16 protein-coding genes are annotated in these 20827 nt (G+C 34.1%); 10 read left to right on the plus strand and 6 right to left on the minus strand.

Annotation, left to right across the window (positions count from 1 at the left end; translation table 11 throughout):
- The first annotated feature begins 125 nt into the window (after positions 1-125).
- The 3 genes from B154_RS27460 to B154_RS0102435 are packed head-to-tail and all read left to right on the plus strand — an operon-like array spanning position 126 to position 1277.
- Positions 126-410: a DNA polymerase ligase N-terminal domain-containing protein gene (locus B154_RS27460; protein WP_018611568.1), complete on the plus strand. Its 285-nt coding sequence runs from the start codon at positions 126-128 to the stop codon at positions 408-410.
- A complete protein-coding gene (gene ligD / locus B154_RS0102430) occupies positions 368-616 on the plus strand; it encodes a non-homologous end-joining DNA ligase LigD (RefSeq protein ID WP_018611570.1) in 249 nt (82 codons plus the stop codon). The genes B154_RS27460 and ligD overlap by 43 nt, the downstream gene beginning before the upstream one ends.
- Positions 617-665: 49 nt before the next feature.
- Entirely contained in the window at positions 666-1277 is a 612-nt protein-coding gene (locus B154_RS0102435) for a hypothetical protein (protein WP_018611571.1), read from the plus strand.
- Between the two features lie 328 nt (positions 1278-1605).
- Here the strand turns inward: B154_RS0102435 and B154_RS0102445 are convergent, their stop codons facing one another.
- Positions 1606-1845: a hypothetical protein gene (locus B154_RS0102445; protein ID WP_018611574.1), complete on the minus strand. Its 240-nt coding sequence runs from the start codon at positions 1843-1845 to the stop codon at positions 1606-1608.
- 471 nt (positions 1846-2316) lie between these two features.
- Here B154_RS0102445 and B154_RS0102450 point away from each other — a divergent pair, with 471 nt between their 5' ends.
- The 7 genes from B154_RS0102450 (at position 2317) to B154_RS0102480 (ending at position 13211) form a co-directional block, all read left to right on the plus strand.
- Positions 2317-2538 carry a hypothetical protein gene (locus B154_RS0102450; RefSeq protein ID WP_018611576.1) on the plus strand — a complete coding sequence of 74 codons (222 nt, stop codon included), beginning with the start codon at positions 2317-2319 and terminating at the stop codon, positions 2536-2538.
- A 541-nt stretch (positions 2539-3079) separates the two neighbouring features.
- Positions 3080-3910: a hypothetical protein gene (locus tag B154_RS0102455; RefSeq protein WP_018611579.1), complete on the plus strand. Its 831-nt coding sequence runs from the start codon at positions 3080-3082 to the stop codon at positions 3908-3910.
- 250 nt (positions 3911-4160) lie between these two features.
- The gene (locus tag B154_RS32105; protein ID WP_018611580.1) at positions 4161-4337 is read left to right on the plus strand and encodes a hypothetical protein; all 177 of its coding nucleotides are present in this window, start codon (positions 4161-4163) and stop codon (positions 4335-4337) included.
- Between the two features lie 241 nt (positions 4338-4578).
- Positions 4579-5205, plus strand: coding sequence for a DEAD/DEAH box helicase family protein (locus B154_RS27465; protein ID WP_245542535.1), 627 nt, complete (start codon positions 4579-4581; stop codon positions 5203-5205).
- Complete coding sequence (locus B154_RS0102470; RefSeq protein ID WP_018611584.1) at positions 5202-7670, plus strand: hypothetical protein; 2469 nt, start codon at positions 5202-5204, stop codon at positions 7668-7670. The genes B154_RS27465 and B154_RS0102470 overlap by 4 nt, the downstream gene beginning before the upstream one ends.
- Positions 7618-11244, plus strand: a complete 3627-nt coding sequence (locus B154_RS0102475) for a helicase-related protein (RefSeq protein ID WP_018611586.1) — start codon at positions 7618-7620, stop codon at positions 11242-11244. The genes B154_RS0102470 and B154_RS0102475 overlap by 53 nt, the downstream gene beginning before the upstream one ends.
- Positions 11244-13211 (plus strand): DUF1998 domain-containing protein, encoded by a 1968-nt coding sequence (locus tag B154_RS0102480; RefSeq protein ID WP_018611587.1) that lies wholly within the window; start codon positions 11244-11246, stop codon positions 13209-13211. The genes B154_RS0102475 and B154_RS0102480 overlap by 1 nt, the downstream gene beginning before the upstream one ends.
- Positions 13212-15223: 2012 nt before the next feature.
- Here the strand turns inward: B154_RS0102480 and B154_RS0102485 are convergent.
- The 5 genes from B154_RS0102485 to B154_RS0102505 all read right to left on the minus strand — a co-directional run bounded on the left by B154_RS0102485 (position 15224) and on the right by B154_RS0102505 (position 20131).
- Positions 15224-16720, minus strand: a complete 1497-nt coding sequence (locus B154_RS0102485) for a DNA primase family protein (RefSeq protein WP_018611589.1) — start codon at positions 16718-16720, stop codon at positions 15224-15226.
- Positions 16721-16797: 77 nt separating this feature from the next.
- Positions 16798-17115, minus strand: coding sequence for a phage antirepressor KilAC domain-containing protein (locus B154_RS0102490; RefSeq protein ID WP_018611591.1), 318 nt, complete (start codon positions 17113-17115; stop codon positions 16798-16800).
- 47 nt (positions 17116-17162) lie between these two features.
- Positions 17163-17375: a helix-turn-helix domain-containing protein gene (locus B154_RS27470; RefSeq protein ID WP_018611592.1), complete on the minus strand. Its 213-nt coding sequence runs from the start codon at positions 17373-17375 to the stop codon at positions 17163-17165.
- A 164-nt stretch (positions 17376-17539) separates the two neighbouring features.
- Positions 17540-18898 carry a hypothetical protein gene (locus B154_RS0102500; RefSeq protein WP_018611594.1) on the minus strand — a complete coding sequence of 453 codons (1359 nt, stop codon included), beginning with the start codon at positions 18896-18898 and terminating at the stop codon, positions 17540-17542.
- A 15-nt stretch (positions 18899-18913) separates the two neighbouring features.
- Entirely contained in the window at positions 18914-20131 is a 1218-nt protein-coding gene (locus B154_RS0102505) for a site-specific integrase (RefSeq protein WP_018611596.1), read from the minus strand.
- Between the last annotated feature and the right edge of the window lie 696 nt (positions 20132-20827).

Raw genomic sequence — 20827 nt, forward strand, 5'->3', positions numbered from 1 at the left:
AACAATATTAACCGATTAACGCTAGATTTATCCAGCCTAAGCCAATTTCCCTTAAGCTGGCTTATCCATATTTATGTACAACTACCAATTTTCATGCTGGCATAGCTTTAGAATAAATTCTACAAATGAGCCTGGAAGAATACAAACAAAAAAGAAAATTTGACAAAACACCAGAACCTACTGGGGGGGCTGGTGATGATACTACGCTTAGGTTTGTAGTGCAAAAACATGCGGCATCTCATCTTCACTATGATTTCAGGCTTGAACTAAAAGGAGTTTTAAAAAGCTGGGCTATACCAAAAGGTCCTTCTCTTAATTCCGAGGACAAGAGGCTGGCGACGTCACTGTATCAAAAAGAGGAGACAAATTGTATATTGATCGAAATCAAAATGATGAAGCTGATACGGTAGCTGCTCCTTATTCAGTAAGACCTTTTCATCATCCGTCCGTATCCGCGCCCCTTGAATGGAAAGAGATTAATGATAAACTTGATGCTTTGAAATTTGATATAAACAATATTGTAGGTAGGCTTGAAAAGAAAGGAGATTTATTTATAAAGGTGATGGACAATAAGATTTCGACAGCAAATTCAAAAATATTGAAAGCATTTTTATGAGAAGGAATGAAGCGAAAATATCTTTGACGATGTAGTAATAATGTATACTATGATTAATCCTTCAGATTTTTGGCATTGGTTTAAAGCTTATCAAATTGATTATGCTCTAATTCTTAGGTCGGATACAGATTCGGCTCTAGAAGTAATCGAAAACATTAATGATGAATTGCATAAATATTGTGAAGAGTTGTCAGTAGCAGTTATGAAAGCTCCAGATAACATAATAACAATGGTTGTGACTGCAAATGGAAACAAACAATATTTTAATGAAGCGGAAGATTTAATCAAGTATTCACCAGAACTTGAAGGCTGGCAATTCGAAGCGCTTAAGCGACCAGTGGAAGAAGACTTTGTTTGGGAACTTCCAAATGGATTGATGATAAATACAGAAGAAATTTGGTTTGATCCTATATCGGCAGAGGAGAATTCTTCAGTGTTTGGAATCAGGTTGTACCTTAAGGATTATGAGCTAATAGACACTGAAAGTTTGCAGAATGTTACATTGGAATTAGTACAACAAATGGCAGGAGAAAAGGCGTTTGCTTTAGATATTGATGTAATTGAAGCAGCAGCATTACCAAATAACAATGAACCAATGATACCAATTAGAAAATTGTCAAATTTTATTAACTGGTATAAAGATCATGTACAAAAAAATTAACAAGATACAAGTTGATGTGAATGGGAAGTATTATTTGAACCCGATGACGAAAGAAATTACAGGGCAACTGTTGATCCTGAAAAGGTCGAAGGTAAAAAAATTGATGTGGAACTATTAAAAGCTATTGCAGAATCAATTGAAGCAATAGGCAGGTAACGATTTAGGAAAAAGGACAGTCAGTTATTACCTTCAGCAAGCTCTTGAAGTTACTACTTTTGATCCAATTCTAAATTTATCCATCTACAGACCTTACAAGTACAAAAAATTTCTTGCATTCAAATACCATTGTTAAGTAATATTATCTAATAGTAATCCCACATTAAATTAATTAAGAAGTAATATTAATTTCCTCAAAATAAGGTTCAAATTCACCTGTACTACTAAAAATAAAAAGTATATCTTTCCCATCTAAATCCCTTGCAAACCAAATCTCAACGTTAAACGAAAATAACTTGTAAAGAGCTATAGAATACCCACTTACTTCTCTCTCAGAGATAAGCTCTCCTTCAACCCATAAAACAGCAGCTTTTTGCTCTTGTGTTAATTCCTTATATTCATAAAATGTCATAGCATTTTTTTCAGTTGAAATAACTAAGGATAGAGGAACAGAGGAGTATAATATACTGACTCAAACTAACAGGAGGAAGTAAAACTATTTGTATCTAAATCATTCTAAAAACATATTTGAACTTAGCAGTAAAATGATTAGTAAAACATCTTATAGCTCTTTTTATCTGCTATAAAATGCGTTCCCAACACAGTTACCCACAGCTTTGGATCTAACGCTATTGTTGAATAACTGGAGTGTCGTAGGATAAGTAATTACAAGTATACAAATATTATCTAATATATCATACTACTAAAAATAATTTTTCTACCTGCATTGGCCATGCAAAAGATGAATCCATTGGAGAAAATTGCAGACGAAGCATTCATTACCCTTACATCTTTAAGCATCTGGAGAACTCAAAGGCCAAGCTCATAGATGCTGTTAAAAAGCAATTAGAGGCTAATTACGGCCAGCAAATACAGAACCTTAATGAGAAAGCTGATAAACAATCAGGAGCTAAATAAGAAAGACATAATGCTGCTTAATCAGCATTTGGAAAATGAGAAGCAGGAAAAGGAAAATTATAGTAGACAGGTGTTAGAGCTTCAGGAAAAAATGGCAGAACAAAAGAATATACCGGTATATTTTTGGTTACTATTAATAGCTGCTATAATTATAGGTGGGTTAGCAGGAAGATTGCTTAACTTGTAGCATAAATTAAACTTTTAATTTACCTGTAACTTATAAATGGCAGGAGTTTTCCTTTCCTGCGTAACTTATTATGGATATAGTTAGAAAATTGCAGTAAATGCTTATGATACTGAAGTATTATTTGAACTGGATGAAGAAAGAAATTATAGGGGAACCATAGATCCAGAGAAAAAAATTGATGTGGAACTATTAAAAGCTATTGCAGAATCAATTGAAGCAATAGGCAGGTAACGATTTAGGAAAAAGGACAGTCAGTTATTACCTTCAGCAAGCTCTTGAAGTTACTACTTTTGATCCAATTCTAAATTTATCCATCTACAGACCTTACAAGTACAAAAAATTTCTTGCAATTAAATACAATAGTTAACTAAACTATTATGCTATAGGCAATTCAACATTCAATTAATTAAGAAGTAATATTAATTTGCTCAAAATAAGGTTCAAATTCACCTGTACGTTGAGAAAATGAAGAATAGTGCAGTTCACATATTGTGAAAAACTTTCGTATTAAAGCACTTTCCTTGATTAATATATTTGGCTAATGGTAATAATTACAAAATATATAAAACGGAGAAGTAGGGAAAGATTAAGTAGGAAAACTATTGCAATTTATGCAAAATTAATTGCATTATTAGGACGGGAAATTGATGTATATGACACCATTGCGACCTCCTTAAACGAGGAGTTTAGCCTTCAAACTACACCTCCACTCATCAATAACTTTATGTTCTTCAATTTAGCATTCCGTGACATTATAGGAACGGTAAAACAGTTGATTAGTCTTGAAGGAGAGGAAGACAAAAATTTGCCTAATCGTGTTTTAGCACATCAATTATATGAATATCTGGAAAAAACCAAAGCACTGTTAGGCGGTAAGTTCAAGGATTCTTTATCGGGTATGCCTGATGAAGTTTATTTAGTTAAACAGCTAAACAGACTCAAAGAATATAATAATGCTATTCATAAATACCTGTATAATCATTTACGAGAAATAAGGCATAATACTCTTGGACATATGGATCGCGATGCGATTAAAGTCAATCGTTTAATTAAAACCATCAATTCAAATGATTTGATTAACAGCTTCATATTAATTTTCATGTTGTATGCACTGATCCGAAATTTTCACAATACTATAATATATACAATAAGAACCCATCTTGTTGAAGAAAGCCAAAATACAGCTGTCATAGCAGAGATAACACCACCTGAAACTAGGATAAGAGGGGTGGATGCTGAATTTAAAAGAATTCACCTGATTATTAGGGAAGTAGATCCTCGAATTGCTGAATTTGTTTGTGACCTTTCACCGGAGTATATTAAAAAGTTACAGGAGCTTTCTGAGTTTTTGAACAATAAAGAAAAGGGTTAGGGAAATAAGGAAATGCTTTTTAATGATCGATTGTTTCTGAAGTTCTTGTTAAGAACCTACTGTTTAGGTTACTATAAATATATTTTAGATCTGTTAACCCCAGTAGCTCTAAATAGTAAAAAGAGCAACTGGAAAACTAGAGCCTAAACTTGTAGATGATGGTAGAAAGCAATTAGTAGTAAACTACGGCAAGCAGATAGAAAACCTGGATGCTACCATAGTAGCACTTTGTAAAGTAAATGAGAGGGATGTGAATGTTTTAAATCAGCAACTTCTAGCTGCTAGGGAAGAAAAACAAAATTATACTAAACAAATTCAAGAGCTACAAAAAGAAGTTGAAAAGGCAGGGAAAATAAGTGTCTATACAATTTTATTAATAATAGCAGCGTTGATTATTGGTTTACTTTTTGGAGGGATTTTTACGTAAAGTATACAAGATTTTAAAGCATAATACTTAAGGACCAAGTCGGAAAATTAATAATTATGCGATCACTTCTCGTGCAGCCACATAAAAAATATTTTTATCCGTCATACAACTTTTATAGTTAATAATAAATCACATAAATATGTAGTTTATGGTATTTTATTATTAACTACATTTAAGACTTCAAGTTTAAACGTTGATTTCAGCTAACCAGAGTAGGCTACAACTCGCCAAGAATAATAATGTGAGGATATTGATATCATCGCGCTTGTTGGTGCAATTTAAAAATCAAGCCAACCTTAAGGCTGCTAAAGAAGTTGGAGTACTTGACTGCAAAACTATTATTAGTCCCGCTGATTATATTCTTTTTGTAAATAAGAAACCTGTAGGTGTTATTGAAGCGAAACGTGAAGAAGAAGGCATACACCTAACAATGCATGAAGACCAGACAGAAGGTTATGCAAAGGCGAAACTTCGGCTGATCGATAATGCTCCTTTGGTTTCTGCTTATGAAAGTACAGGTGAAGTAACCCGCTTTACTGACTATCGTGACTCTAAGCCTCGTTCACGCCGGGTATTTACTTTTCATCGTCCTGAAACATTTAAGAACTGGTTGCAGGATGGCAAGTCGTTAAGAACCCGCTTTCTTGAACTGCCTGCCTTATTACTTACACGCTTAAGAAATTGCCAGGTGGAAGCGATCACCAGTCTTGAAACATCCTTCAAACAGTTTACGCCAAAACCCCTTGGGCAAATGGCTACCGGTAGTGGTAAAACCTTTACGGCCATTACAAGTATTTACGGCCTGCTAAAATTTACCAAAGCCAAACGAGAAAAGATTGTGTTTTTTGTAAACTCTCTTCCACTATGAACATCAAGATCAAACAATACATTGACCAAATAAGCGGAGAAATACAACACGAAACATTTGCCGACTATTATATTGAGAACATACACGAACTATCGGCTTTCGACAAAATAAACTTTCACTTGCTAAACAAGCACATTCTGCAAAATGGCGAGAGTGATTTTTTTATTGGTATACCCGAAGAAGATTTTCGGGAGCATTTCTTTGATAGTGTTTTCTATGCAGTTTCTCTTATGAAATTATTTCAAAATTTTTGCACTTATCAGAAGAAAGAACCCCAACTAGCCACTGGTGACATTATTTATACCAACGGCCGAATTTATCAATATCTGGGTAACACTTATGGTATGATGAATTTAAAACTAAAATTCCCGGGGAAGAACGAACGAGACGCTTACATACAGAAAAAACCAGGCATTTACACTAAACTGGATCAGGAATTTGATTTTCAGAAACGCGTAACTATTGAATGCTTAGAGGGCTATTGCAAATTTTTGACGACTTCATTTAAAGATCCATCGTTTCCAGTTCTCACTGAATTTCCTCATAAAACGCTAATCATATCAGATAAAGAACTTACCAGAATTAATCAATATATCCCATTCAGATACCATTCAAAAAATGCAGTTGTTATCCATAAAATACCAGTTGACACACTAATAGATATATGCACTAGCTTTACTGTAGCCAAAATCCTTATCAGCGAGGGTGCAATTTCGAATGCTTTTGACGAGATAATAATTATTGGAGATGCCAAATACCGGGATGAAATATTTGCAGATATTCAAAACAGTAAGGCATGGGGTCATTTTAAAAGCATAATTCTTATTGGAACAAATAAGCCTAAAACATTTCATCGGTTTAGGGAATGGAACTGGACCAAGCGAGAAATTATTATTGCTCAAAAGCAAGTACCCAATGAATTAAGCCCAGTCACTATAAAAGATGACAACCTCCTTGTCGCAATAAATGAATTTCACAGGTATATTGAAACTGTTAATCGAATCTACAATACAGATATTTCATATTTATTGAAATTTGTCAATTTCTTTCTAAGGCAGGTCCTTCCGGGCTCTGAAGCTGATTTTGTTTATGCAAGCTATCTAAGCCGGGTGCAAAACCACCTAGAGGATAAAGAATTTGATGGTTTGTTATTAGCCGCTGTCAATTATAACCAATCGGCCAAGAAGGAGATCATTTCAAATATAATAAACCACTTCATTCAGCTAAAAGAGCTTATTACTGTCAACAACGCAAAACTTGAGTGGATTTTGTCACTTGCAAAGGAGCGTAAGATCAACTTACTGATAGACAAACGACAGGGTGAAATACTAAAGCAGTATTTCAAGAGAAAGGAAATTAGAAATATAAAGTTGATTACAAACAAAAAGGTAGGAAGCGTAACCTTGTTGGATGATTTTATCACCGATCAGAGCTTGAATAATCCGGAAAAACCTTTTGTAGTATCGTATCTGAGTGACCCTAATTTGTATAATCAGTTAATGGAAGTGAAGGGGATGGTGAAAGTCCTTTGTTACAATAAATTGGATATTCAACTCTTCGAAAACTTAAAGGCAAAAGAAGAAAATGAATTGGCAAAACACATCTCCCATAAGGATCGTAACTACTTTATTGGAAATAAATTCGACATCGAAGAAAAACCGCTAATTCAAACACAGTTTTACAAACATCTATTTGAATTTAAAGAGCCGAGCATACTAAGCCGAAGATTTAATACTGATGGAGAGCCTTCTAATGAAGGTATCTGGTACGAAGTTGAATTCACCGACGGTACAACAGACCTACTAACGGCAGCTAAATCAGTCATATGGATTTTTGACGGAGAGCAAACCGAAATTACTATTGAAGAATGTGCGCCTGGTTCTTACATCAAATATTATAAAAATAGTAGCAAGAAAGATTTTGATGAGTTGTTGAAGTTGAGGGATGGGAACGGTGTTTTAGATAACATTGAAAAACTTAGTGCTCTGTGGAAAAGGGCGCTTATTTCATTATTGGCCGGAAAGAACCATAAGAAATTGTATGATCTAATTTTTCGCACCAGTGATGTTGTCTCTTTCAATACATTCAAAAGCTACTTCGATCCTACAAAAAGTACATTGTTCCCTCAAAATGGTGTTTTGGAGGCAATGCTAAAATATTGCAATCAAGCGGGCTGGAGAAATATGCTATTCGTTGAAAGGTTTGAAGAGATAAGAGCGGCCGCCACTCAAAACAAATCCATTAAAATTAAGTTTGGCCACCATCTCAGTAGATTATTTGAGAGTGATGGTCCTGTAGATATAGACGGTGTAATTGCGGATGCGAATGAGTTACCGGATCACTTGAAAGCAAAAGTTCTTTCTTTTATTAAATCCGGAACAATTAAATCGAAGAAAATTATAAATAGTAACGATGGAAGAATATCTAACCAATCCCAGTCTGATTTTCAGAGATTCAATTCGTAAAGGGCTAATAGGTCCTGGATCCGACATATTTGGCTTGCCGGACGATTTTGAAATTATTTCGGACTATCCGTTGAAGCGGTATTATTCCGGCATTCTCTTTCCGGAAAGAGAAACGCACAAAACCATTGGAGAGGCGCATGATCAACATGCAAAGGCTGCATTAAGCGACGACGGGGAAGCAGGAGATGAATTACCTAACGATCAGGGTGCCGCAGCAGATGATGACAGCGCTGAAACAGTGAAAAATAAGAACAAAGACCTAACGGAAGATTATTACTCAGAAGCCACGCATTATTTCCCAAATAATTTTGGCCTTACTTTTTGTGTCGATAAAGATCAAAAATCGGTACTTGCCGAATTTTCTTTTGCGGTGTACGATCAGCTGAAGTTTGGCAAAGGGAAAATTGCAATTACTCAACAGGAATTTGACGAGTTTGCCGACAATCATTTCTCGCCTGTTCGCCCATACCTTTTGTTCGAAGACGGTTATATGTCTATTGCACCACGAGCCTCTCTTCCTTTCACCGCATATTCTTTAAAAGAACATTTTGGAGGTGATGACGGCAAGCCAATCCGGGAAATGGTAGGGTACAATAAACTAGCCCTTTTATTGGGAAGAATGTGGCAGCGTAGACCAATAGAACCCATTCAATTACGTATTGATTTAGAGGATAAAGAAGAGATCAAGTTAGAAGGCATCCCACTTTTTAAAGAAAAGGATAGCAATAGCGCTGTTTCCTGTTACTATAAAAGGGTTTATCAAACTCGATATGGCAAATATGTAAAAATCTTAATGGCTAATAAAGCTACTCATAGAAGAGACAAGTTTTCAAACGCAAGCGAAGCGTTGAATAAGAAATGCCTGTTTCAAACAAAAATTATTATCAAGGATGCTGTATTTAAACCCTATAAACAGCTTTCTGACATCAACCCATTTGACCACGAACTGAATACAATCAATTTTCAATATCGGGAGGAATTATCGTTTGCCGTTGGTCACGGATGCTCTGTTGATTGGAATAATACAAATTCACCAACTCAACTTTCTACAACCTTTCAGCCGGAAGTAGATATTAAAAGTTACAGTAACGATTTCAGGAGCGATTTTCCGGATCATTTAAAAAATATAGCTGAACTAAAAAATTTGTCGATTTGGTCCAAATACAACAAACAGGAACTTATTTCTAAACTCTCCGCCTTTGTCCAGGAATATGATAATTGGATAAAGACACAAGAAAAAACAATTGTTCAGGAATTTGAGCAGTCTATTAAGGAAACGCTTATAAAGAATCATACCTACACATATGATAGACTGATAAACAACATTAAATATCTGTGCGAGAATGAGGTGGCATATCAATCATTTTTGCTCGCAAATACAGCAATGTATTTACAAATGATACTTTCAACAGACGACAGATTTGGTAAAAAAAATAAAGAACTCCATGAATTTGTAACCGCTGACACATCAACATATAACGACTTGAATTTCTTCAAAGTCTATAATGATAAGAACCCAGCATATCGCCCTTTTCAATTAGCATTCTTTTTATTGAATATTGAAAGCACCATCAATAAACAATCTGAAGAAAGAAATAATATTGTCGACCTTATTTGGTTTCCTACGGGAGGTGGTAAAACCGAGGCATATTTAGCGCTGACAGCATTTACAATCATCAGCCGCAGGAAAATTTATGGTCCCAATGCAGAAGGAGTTTCAGTGATTATGCGTTATACCCTAAGGCTATTAACCGCCCAGCAATTCGACCGTGCAGGAAAACTAATCATGTCGTTGGAGTTTCTAAGAAAGCATTTGAGAAACGATATTAATTATTCTTTTGGAAACGAGACCGTTTCAATTGGGATGTGGGTAGGATCAGCTACTACTCCCAACAAATACAAAGACGCTTTCCAAGATTTTTTCAAATATCTAAACGATGGAATAACGCAGTCAAATCGAGGAAGAAAAATTGATTTAACTTATCGAAACAAATTCCCTATTACATCCTGCCCCTGGTGTGGATGTAACCTGGTTTCTCAAAATCCAATGAATAACCAATGGCTTACAGGCTATACAGCTAAGGAAAAGTCATTTTCCGTTAGCTGCTTGAATAAAGCATGTAGTTTTAACACTGAACTTCCGATCGATTTTATCGATGAAAAAATATATGAAACTAAGCCAACTCTGTTGTTTGCTACGGTAGACAAATTCGCCATGCTTTCGCATAGGCCGGAAGGGCATAAGCTATTCAATTCATTGCAGGGTAACCTTCATCCACCCGATTTGATTATTCAGGATGAATTGCATTTGCTTAGCGGTCCTTTAGGTTCTATCACGGGCTTATATGAAACAATTATCGAACTGCTCTGCATTAAAGGAGATCAACGACCAAAAATCATTGCATCCACAGCCACCACAAGAAACACAGCCGAACAAGTACAAATGCTCTATGGTAACAGGAAGCTAAATATTTTTCCTGCACCTGGTCTTTCATATAAGGACAACTTTTTCTCTTTCGTTTCAAAAGTCAGTAAGCGAAAGCATATTGCTTTTTTTCCAACAGGTAAAACTTCTGTCGACACTCAAATCCAGTTACTTGCTCATTTATTATTGGCAAGGATTGAACTTTTCAAATTATTTGTTCAGCAATTCCAACTCGATAAGGCGGTCAAAAAAATAGACCATTATTGGACCATTGTTTCATTTTATAATAGTTTAAAAGATGTAGGAAAGATTTATAACAAAGTGCCTGCTGAAATAATTGCGCTGATTAAGATGTTGCATAACAGGAATAGTGATACACTTAGTGGGTATAATTTCAATTATTATAATCTTCCTGGAAGGACCAAGGAGCTTACAAGCCGAGTTCAGAGCAATCTCATAAAAAGTTTGTTGAATGAAATGGAGCATCCATTTAATCTACAAAAGACAGATGCCGGTAATAATTATGTTTCAGAAACTGTAGATTTAGTTTTGGCGTCGAATATGTTCTCCGTTGGAATTGACATCAAAAGATTGAATGTAATGTTGATGAATGGCCAACCCCGCAATGTAGCAGAATACATACAGGCGTCAAGTCGGGTAGGTAGGGATAGCCCCGGCATTGTAATAAACCTCCTCGACGCCAACAGATCGAGGGAAAAATCATATTTCGAGAACTATAAAGCATTTAATAATAGTTACTATAAGTATGTTGAACCATTAAGTGTTACACCCTTTACTGAAATTGCGTTGGATAAGGTAGTAAATACAATATTAGTTTGCTTTGTCCGCCATAAGCAAGGGTTAAACGCAGACAAGGATGCAAAAAAATTTACAGGAGACATTTGTATATTAAAAGACTACATCAAGGAGAGAATTAAAGATGCTACGCAATTGCAATATGCTCTGAACAAGTTGGATGAACTTTCCGGCAATTGGCTAAACAAATTAAGTGACCTGGACTTGCATTATAAAAACCATGAACAATCCAACCATAATTTAATTCAAAAAACAACAGTTACTGATGATTGGAGCTTGATGCAATCAATGCGTGAAATAGACACAAACAGCATAATTAAAATTATTCAGTGATGGATTACAATCAACATGAAAATATTCAGACAAGAAAAACAATAAGTTCTTATGGTGGAGTTGGATCAATTCTGGAAACCAGAAATGGTTCCCTTATCATAAGCCCATTTAACCAGTGGCCTTATTTCATGGCCCTTAATGGCAATTTTAAAGACGAGCATTTGATACTGGATAAGCGTTTTAAAAACAGACTTAGAAAATATTTTTCCAACTTAAACCATTTGATTCGGGTACCAATTAACGAAATTGAAGGGGGTAAATTTTCTTCCTGTAGTGCAAATTTATTGAGCGGAAAATATTTTCCGGAGTGGTTTTATTGCAATGAGTGCCATAAGTTTGATAAACATGCCAATTGGAAAAAAAATTGGGAAATCAAGGTCAAACAAGAAGATAAGAGTAAGTTTTTCCCTCCTAAATGCTACAAGTGCTACTTAGACGCACAGTTAAGGGGAAAGCGAAAATTGATTGACTTAGAACAAATTAGGTTTATCCTTATTTCACCTGGTGGCGAAGTAGCAGATATTCCCTGGGAGAGATGGGCATTTTCGCGGAGTGTTCAAAAAGATAAAAGGGAAAATTACAACAATGGGACGGACACAAACGCTGCGGAAATTAGATTAGCAAACATTGATATTCCGAAGGATTTAGAAATGGAACTAATACCATTGAATAAATACAGTGACTTGTCCGGGTTAGCCATTTTTTCAACTTATGACGCTGGACGTAAAAAGGCATTTGCAACACTGTCCGGTTTATTCAGTTTAAGAATACCAAAAAAGGAACTCTTCCCCGGAAATAATGAAGAGGTAGTTTTTAAACCTGTACTCAGATCGAGCAACAGTGTTTATTACCCCAATATACTTTCAAGTATCTTTCTTCCTGCCGATGATGAGTTAAATGAGGCAACAATTGAGAAAATAAAAAAGAAGGCAGCGAGGAATAAAACTGCAAGCGAAATATCAGAAGACTTGTTAGATGACAATGTCGAAATTTCTGAGGCAGAAATTCAAAGCCTAATTGACAATGATTTCGATCTAGGATTGATGGTTCAAACGATGTCAGAAAATGAATATCGGCTTGCGGAATACAAGTTTATTACCACGCACCACAATAGTGATTTAAAGGACGACTTGATATTCCAAAAAGTTTCGAAAGGCTTTTATCCCCATAAGTTTCTAAAGTCCGTAACTCGAATGGATAAAATAAGAATTACTTCCGTTCAAACTTCATATACCCGACAAGAACCAATAGACAGAGACTATTATTTACGTCCAGACAGTGATATTCAAAATACAAAGGAAAAGATAAGTAAAAAGTATACTTCTGAAGGATCAGGCTTTGGTCAGCTTACGAATTATTTACCCGCCATGGAAAATTTCGGGGAAGGAATTTTCTTCGAGTTTGAAGAAAAAACAATTAATAATTGGGTAGTTGCTAACAAAACAGTTGTAGATAGAGTTATGGTTATCGTTAATAATCATAGAAGCTCCGAAGGTTCGCTAAATAAAGATCTAAATGTAACTCCCGCTCTCATTTTGATCCATACATTTTCTCATTTAATAATTAAAGAGCTAGAATTTCTTTGCGGTTACCCGTCGACCTCTTTGCAAGAACGATTGTATATCGATGAAGGCAAAATGTCAGGGGCTCTGATCTATACGATTTCAGGAGCCGAAGGAAGTTACGGCGGTTTAACTTCTTTATGTAAATCATCAAAGCTTGATAATATAATACAGTCAGCTGTTATCCGTGCGAAGGATTGCGCTTCTGATCCAATTTGTTATCACTCTTCAGGCCAAGGAGTAGGCAACCTCAACTTATCAGCCTGTTATAGTTGCACCTTATTACCTGAAACCTCTTGTGAACAATTCAATTGTTATTTGGACAGACGATTATTGATTGATGACGGATACGGATTTTTTAAAGACCTGTATAAATCCGAACAAACCCAAGCTGAAGGTAAATAAGTATTCCTCTTACCCTTTAGAAACCATGTGATTGTTGAGATTCTATTTCTTCTTTTATATCGATTCGGGAGGAGACAAAAAAGAAGTTAAGCGAAAAAGCAAGAGCAAGAGTTTGGGATGAGGCGACAAAAAAGAAAATATCCGAAGCTTTAAAGGGAAAAAAGAAAAAGTCATTATGTCAACAAATCAGATAGTCTCTAAAGCCTGGTCGTTTTGCAATACCCTTCGTGATGATGGTGTGGGTTATGGCGACACTACTTAGAACAACTTACTTACCTGCTGTTCTTGACAATGGCAGATGAATATAGAAAGCCACCTTACAGCCGGCAGGTTTCTAATAGTAACCAGTACAATCGGCAAAGATTAAGTCATGTGGGCTTTTAACTAGCCGGTTTATTTCTCAACCCTACCTTTTGTAGCTTCTATACCCGGAAAAGAACGGTGAACAGATATTTAGCGCAAATGACAAATATCGAGACTATACAAACTGTAAAAAAGATATTTTGACATATTATGGTTGGCAAGTCGGCAAAGTTGGTAAGCCCTCTTTTTACAGCACCTGAGTTTGCTTCTATAGGCCTCCCCTAACTGAGAAATAAATTCTATATAAGAGCTATTCAAATAAATAAATTTACAAAGTATAGGTGTACGTAATGAGGAATTCACGTTGTAGTATCTGGAAGATGAATACAATAACCATGTTAAATCAAGGCTTCGGTAAAAAAGGGATTATTAAAAATTATATCGGGAATCCGGACGGTAGACAATTCAAATTAAATTTTCTCTTTTTTTTAAATAAACCTTATTAAGGGTTTAGGAAAATACTACAAAAGGTGTAGCTAGTGTAGGTGGTGTAGGACTTAAAAAACTTTTTTTCTGACTAAGATGTTAATTTTTTAAAAACCTCTCCCAAAAACTACTATAGCCTGTCATATTTTTTCCTTTTTAGATGATAATTTTTGTAATGAACAAATTGAGGTATAGGACTTTCAGGATGTAAATCCATCCTAATCTTTATTACTACTACAAGGGGAACGCAAAGCTACTATAGCAGTAAGAGAAGGTATGGCATCAATGGTAAAAGAATTGTATTTTTAAAAGGCTAGATGAAGAATAACTCTAAAGGTTTTAAATGCGTTCCAGCTTGTCTTCTTGCACTTCCTTCCACAATTAATATAGTAAATTTACAGGTTTGTAATTGTAATCCTTCAATATAAATACCTGTTGCTTATTATTTTCCCTTTGATTTAAGACAGTTGTCATATCCAATCCTACTTTATATAAACTTCTACCTTACATAATTTTTATGCAATAAATTCTGTAAATGTTACCATGCTGGCTATAGTAGCTTTCTCCTTTACTTCGTATCAAAACTATTAAAAGACCATATAGGATATAGTAATTATAGATATGGAGAGGTAGTAGTATGTGAAATAAAAATCTCGGTAGCGTTAAAAAAAGTTTTTTTTAACCTACACTTGCTACACAAACTACACTTTCTTAAGCCTGTATAAGAGACAATGTAAAACCTTTTTTTTGAACTAATTTCTGCATATAAGATCAATGTTATATGTACCGTATACTATAAAAGAAGAGGAAAGCTGGATGGAATATAAGATGCGTCTAAATGAATGATCAGAAAAAAATTACCGTCAGCAAAGGCGGGGTTTCAAATGGCTTTTGCGACCGTGGGGAGGGAGTAACTTAGAACAGAGTTGCTGCATCAGCAACAACTTTTCTTAAAATCCTCAACCCATACTTTGGAGTCCAGACAACATGATAAACGCAATAGTAAAAATGGTGTGAAAGGCTTATGGTATTTGACACAGTCCAATATAAAGGCAAAACCTGTTAACATAATCCCAGCCAAAAGCGCTGGTTTAATGCGATAAATAAAAAAGGCAGCTTAAAAAAGCTGCCCTGTAGAAAAAATGTTTTTTTTAAGCTACATCTGCTACACTTGCTACACCTTTTTCAGTTGAAAGGGTAGCCGGTGTAACATATGAATGTGATTAAAAAGGTTTTTTTACTGCATTTACAACCATCCCTCGATTTCTCCTGGTTGTTTCAAAACCCTGATGGCGTAGACGCTCAGAAAAACTCTTTAAACCGCAGGCCTTGTACCCAAAATCAAAACAATACTCCTTATATGCTGGATATATTTGTTTTAAAGGGATCTCTGAATTAACATTTATTGTGTAATTCTCATCTTCTAAAAACAGCCTTACAGAATTAGATTGGATTTTGTACTGATCTATTGTATTTTCTACCAATTCAGAATGTGTAAATTTTTTCTGTTTTATTATTCGACACAGCCCACTTAAAACCCAGTTAAATACTCCAGGAAGTTCATCTTTAATGATATCACTTGCCAGTTGGGGATTACGTTCACTCTCAGGAATAGTAACACCAAAATGAAGTATTATAAACCTCCTGAAAAAAGCCTCGTTATGTTCCACATCTTTAGGCAGTTCATTTGTATTAAAAATAAGCTTAGCATAATCTTCCAACACAAATGGGTCTCCGTAAGGTAAACGAGCCTCTATTGGCTCTCCACTAACTAACTGTTTAAAAAGTGTTGAATCCATTTTCGCAGAAATCTCTGATGCGTAGTTAAGAAGTTTATCTGACAACTTTGCTCTATAATACCCGCTCTCATTCGTCAAGGATTGCAAACTAAAATTACATACATTTTCTGCCCCCAATAGTGCGTTTATTATTTCAAAGAGCACACTCTTTCCATTTGCCCCGGACCCATATAGTATAAGACATTTCTCCAGCTTTAATTTTGAAGGCCTTATAAAAAGATATCCAAGATATTCTGCCAAAATCATCTGCAGTTTTTCGTCAGGTAATACTCGTCTTAAATAGGCAGAAAAAACCGGAGCAGTGGCTTCAGAATCATAAGCAAATGGAAGCTGATACTTGATAAAATCGTTCCTGTCAAAATCTCGCAATTTCTGTTCATCATCATTTATAACAAATGTTCCGTTTATCAGGTTAATTAAAATTTCTTCCTTATTTTTTACTGGTTTTGCTAAGAATGCTGTACTTAAAAACTGTTTCATTAATTCCACTCTAAAACTATGATGTCTTGCCTCAAAACGGTCAACTCCTAATTTTTCTGCAGCTCTTCCTAAAAAATCACCTAGTTGTTCTTTTGTCAGTGATTTATAAAACGCTCCATTAAACACGTAGACTTGTTGGTCCGACATGCATAAAGAGAAATTATTTTCCTTTGCTAATTCCAGAATTACTTCTATACAAATTATTGTATAATGTTTTCTTGTTAAGTCCACACCCTCCGCTAGGTCTGCCTTTTCATGAAAATTTATCGGTTTTAGCTCTAAAAGTAAAGCACCTAATATTCTATTGTGTTCTACAATTAGTGGATTATTTATCTGTTCCTCTGGATTAGAAAATACTTCAGTTAATCCATCACCAATTAAATCATCAACTTCAGCGTCAATCCTTCCTAATGTGTGCTCCGTATTATTTATTTTATCCATTTTTAGTAAAAATATTAATTTGTAAGGGGGGCAGATTTTCTGCCCCTTCTAACTTTTTGAATAATCTTGTTAATTTTTTATTTTTTTGCTCCTTTAAAAGACTTCAATTTTGAATTAAATAGTCTACGTAAAAAATCAAGACCTTTTATAGTGACATATGTGACCGGAACAACTTTTCCAGGTTTTCCCGGTATATCTATTATTCTTTTATGATAAATCATATAACCAAATTTTATCATTCTTTGTGAAGGCTCACTCCTTTCTAATAAGACCCCCCACTTCTTTAATAACTCTATAAATTTTGTTCTGCCATACCCAGTTTGAAGAAGCTTTGTTGTCTCGCCTAGTGAGAAGTAAGAATCGTTGTTTATTACTATAATATTATTTGTTTCCATAAAACCTATATTTTATTGTAAGTTTGTTCTTATGATTCGTCTTAATTTTATTTACCTAATACCTCCTTTTTAAGTTCATCCTGGCTTTTGTATCTATGCCGGGTTAAAAACTCTATCAGCTGCTCTTTGCTAAACCATATCCTTTTTCCTGTCGGTTTGTAAAAACCTAAAACTCTGCTTGCCGTAAGCTTATATATGCTGCTTTTACTTAACCCTGTAAACGCACATGCTTCTTCTAGTGTTAATAATTCTTTGTCCATTTCTTTTTAAGTATTATTTAGCCAATGTCCCCCAACTATTTACCCGGGAACATGGTAAGTAGTTGATTGGCTATTTTCATTTGATAGCAAAGAAAAACCATTGGTTTCAATGGCTTAAAAAGGGTAAGAAAATGTAAGAAAAGGTAAGGTTTTGGGTAATGGGGTTATGCTTTCGCAAAAAGGTTATCTATTAATAGACGAAAATTACCCGGCAGTTGTTCTTTGTTGTTAGTAATTTCGGAAATTGCTTTAATAAAGGCAGCATGAGTAAAATACAGAGATTCATAATTAAGATTAATATTATCGTGCGGTTTTTCTTTTAACTTATCTATAATTTTACTTCCTTTTTCCTCTAGATCGAATTTCGCTAATAAATAATAGAGTGCTGCTTTAGAACAGGTAAAATTAATTTCAGTTTTTAATTTACTAAATTGACCTTGTAAAAATATTTTAATATTATCACGTAAATTAGGTTGAGGGGGAAACAAAAGTTGTTTCTTTTCTTTTTTATTTGTGAAAGAAAATTTTTCTAATTTATTTAAAAAATCTTCGTTTTCCCATAAATGATGATATTGATCAAAATTTTCGTTTTCTTCAGAAATGTTAATATAGGGGTAGGATGTTGCTAGCCAATTTAAAAGATTTTTATAAGGAGTTTTATCATTTTTGAACCATTTTAATGGGTTATGACTATCGTTCAAAATTTTCAATTCCAATAATAAAGTCTCTAAATATCTTTGCTTTTCATTATCAGGCGTTATTACTTCTAAATTTTTTTCAATCAAATCCCTTGATTTGAAATATTCACTCTTAAATAGATGTGATAAGACTACATTTTCATCCCCTTCAAGGTAGTTAAGATCTTGGTAGTACCACCGCTCTTGACTTACCCTATCATAGCCGTTCTGAAAAACAAAATTATTGAAAAAAGCTAAAGGTTTTTTGTGCCATGAGACACCTGGGTTTCGCTTATAAAAATCTTCCTCTATTTCAGTACGAGTAAATATTGCATTTTGGCGGTGGAGTAATTCCAGCGTTTTTTTATATTGACTAAGAGCCCTTTTTGAAATAAAGGAATAGGCATTGATTTCATTATTTTTATCAAAATCAACGATTCGAAATTGAATATCACAAACTTGTAAAATCTCAGAAACTAATATTTTGAGAATGCCACTTTTATCAGGGTTATTTAAAATTGAAGAAATATTTTTTGTAAGATAATTTAAAAGTGAAGTCAGTTCATCTGTATATTTTTCAATAGTAAAATAATTTAAAAAATATTTTTTTATTATTTTATTGTAAGTAATAGTGCTGTCTATAGGTAATGTAGAATAAAAACTGCCAACAATAATGTCAAAAAATTTATTTTTATGCCATTCATATATTTCCCCCTCATCATTGTATTCAATTCTGGGATAATCATAATATTCATGATCAATTAAACTTGAACAATTCCTAAAATATTCATCCTGTTTTTCTAAATCAAAAAAAATATCACGCTTTATTTTTGAACCCGAAATCATATCCTTTGCAAAATATTAAAGTGTAAGTAATTTTGAATACTCCAACTTCACCTCATCTGCAAAACTGTCAAGATAATTTTCAGTGACGGCATTCGTAGAATGACCTAAAGCTTCCTTAATAAAATCTGTAGATACCCCTTTACGTTTTAAGACAGTTGAAAAAGAGTGCCTAGCAACGTAAGTGCCAACTTTGTTTTTTATTCCTAAATCAAGCCTTATAGCTTCCATATGTTTGTTTACCCACTTTATAAATCGCTGACATCTATATTTTACAGTTGTTGCTGAAATTCCCTCTTCTAATATAGGAAACAAATAGGGATTGCCGGGAGCTTTGTTTTCCCACTTTTCAATTATCTCAACTGCCCTTGAATTTAAACCAACTTTTATTGGCCGTATATCTTTTTTTCTAGTATTTTTAGTTTTTGCTCTAATAAAATGAATAAAAGTGGTATCAACATTCTCTGGCTTCAAATGCAATATGTCAGTAAAGTTTATTCCATTACAGAGGTAACTAAAAATCCAAAAATCTAATGCTTTCTGCTGCTTTACGTCAACGGGTTCATACTGTAGTAATTTTTTAATCTCAGCTTCATTTAATGCCTTCTTTATATTTCTTCCTGCTGGTATTTCAAATTTTTTAAAAGGGTAATTTTCCTGTTTTAACACTTGAGAATCTATAGCTTTATTTATAATAGCCCGTAAAGAACGCAAGTAAATTCCTACTGTAGATGGAGATTTTTTTAAGTCAAGTAAATATTTTTCGTAAGATTTAAGAAAATCCGGTGTTATATCTTGTAATAACATTTTAGGTCTGAATTGCTCTAAAGAATTCATTGTGGTACGATATGAAAATGAAGTACCTATTCTACCTTCTTCTTTTAGTTGATTTATATATCCGGCAAACCAAGTTCTTAATAAAAAGTCTGTCTTAGTTTTGGTATATTCAAAAAATTGTTTTTCAAAGCTATAAAAAGTGAAAGGCGTTATTTTGCCACTAATAAGCCGCGCTTTCTCCTTATATAAATCAAGCTTTATTTTAATTTCCTTAAGATTATTATCTCTTAACCTACCACTATTTATTTTCTCCCATTCTTGTTTTGTTAAGTCAAATCCTGAAGAGTATCTCTTTTTATCTCCGCTATAATAAATCGTTAGTTTCACTGGATATTTTCCATCTTTTTTTGCTTTTCTATTATCTAGAAACAGCGTTGCTGTAGGTTTATTTGACTCCATAATTGCACCAAAATTTGCACCATAAAGATAGCAATAAAAGGAAAATAAAGATAAGCAAATGAAATTATTTTTTAAGTAACTGTATGATTAACAACTACTTTTGAAATAATATGAAATAAAAAGAAAGAATCTGAAAATCAGTACTAGTGACTCTTAATCAGGTGGTCCTAGGTTCAAATCCTAGTGGGCCCACTGATAATCAAGCAGTTATGAACGCGTTTTTCATAACTGCTTTTTTATTTCCAAGCAATTTCCAAGCAGAATTACTCTTTTTCCCTTTTTGTACTCAAATAACTCTGCATTAACAATTGGGTTAGCGATTTCTTGACAATTCCCAATTCCATCCGTTTCTTTTCTTTCTTAATTTTAACCTAACCTAACTATTACCGCTAAAACAGTTATTATGAACTGGAAAGAAAAATTACGCAGTAATTTATTGCTGCGTAACATGATGTTCGATGTAATAGGTTTTCCTGCTTCTGCAGCCAAGAGGACATTTATTCCTTACTTTCAATATAAAATNGCGCCNTACCANAGGGATTACTACCTCTATTTCACAAGCCCGCCCAACAGTATTCGATATAAAAACGATATTTTTAATAAGCTCTATGAATATGATGGGTATGAAATTGTTCAGTATATAGAATTTCACTTTTCTGCTTATGAAAACAAAGAAGATTTTCTTCGTTTTCTGCG

This window comes from Segetibacter koreensis DSM 18137 (assembly GCF_000374045.1).
In the GTDB taxonomy this organism is placed as follows: Bacteria; Bacteroidota; Bacteroidia; order Chitinophagales; family Chitinophagaceae; genus Segetibacter; species Segetibacter koreensis.

Excerpts from the sequence above, each read along its gene's own strand:
- B154_RS27470 (WP_018611592.1), bottom strand. The coding sequence starts at position 17,375 with ATGGACAAAGAATTATTAACACTAGAAGAAGCATGTGCGTTTACAGGG.
- B154_RS0102485 (WP_018611589.1), bottom strand. The coding sequence starts at position 16,720 with ATGGATAAAATAAATAATACGGAGCACACATTAGGAAGGATTGACGCT.
- B154_RS0102455 (WP_018611579.1), top strand. The coding sequence starts at position 3,080 with ATGGTAATAATTACAAAATATATAAAACGGAGAAGTAGGGAAAGATTA.
- B154_RS0102480 (WP_018611587.1), top strand. The coding sequence starts at position 11,244 with ATGGATTACAATCAACATGAAAATATTCAGACAAGAAAAACAATAAGT.
- B154_RS0102475 (WP_018611586.1), top strand. The coding sequence starts at position 7,618 with ATGGAAGAATATCTAACCAATCCCAGTCTGATTTTCAGAGATTCAATT.
- B154_RS0102490 (WP_018611591.1), bottom strand. The coding sequence starts at position 17,115 with ATGGAAACAAATAATATTATAGTAATAAACAACGATTCTTACTTCTCA.
- B154_RS0102470 (WP_018611584.1), top strand. The coding sequence starts at position 5,202 with ATGAACATCAAGATCAAACAATACATTGACCAAATAAGCGGAGAAATA.
- B154_RS0102450 (WP_018611576.1), top strand. The coding sequence starts at position 2,317 with ATGAGAAAGCTGATAAACAATCAGGAGCTAAATAAGAAAGACATAATG.
- B154_RS0102445 (WP_018611574.1), bottom strand. The coding sequence starts at position 1,845 with ATGACATTTTATGAATATAAGGAATTAACACAAGAGCAAAAAGCTGCT.
- B154_RS0102505 (WP_018611596.1), bottom strand. The coding sequence starts at position 20,131 with ATGGAGTCAAATAAACCTACAGCAACGCTGTTTCTAGATAATAGAAAA.
- B154_RS0102500 (WP_018611594.1), bottom strand. The coding sequence starts at position 18,898 with ATGATTTCGGGTTCAAAAATAAAGCGTGATATTTTTTTTGATTTAGAA.
- B154_RS27460 (WP_018611568.1), top strand. The coding sequence starts at position 126 with ATGAGCCTGGAAGAATACAAACAAAAAAGAAAATTTGACAAAACACCA.
- B154_RS0102435 (WP_018611571.1), top strand. The coding sequence starts at position 666 with ATGATTAATCCTTCAGATTTTTGGCATTGGTTTAAAGCTTATCAAATT.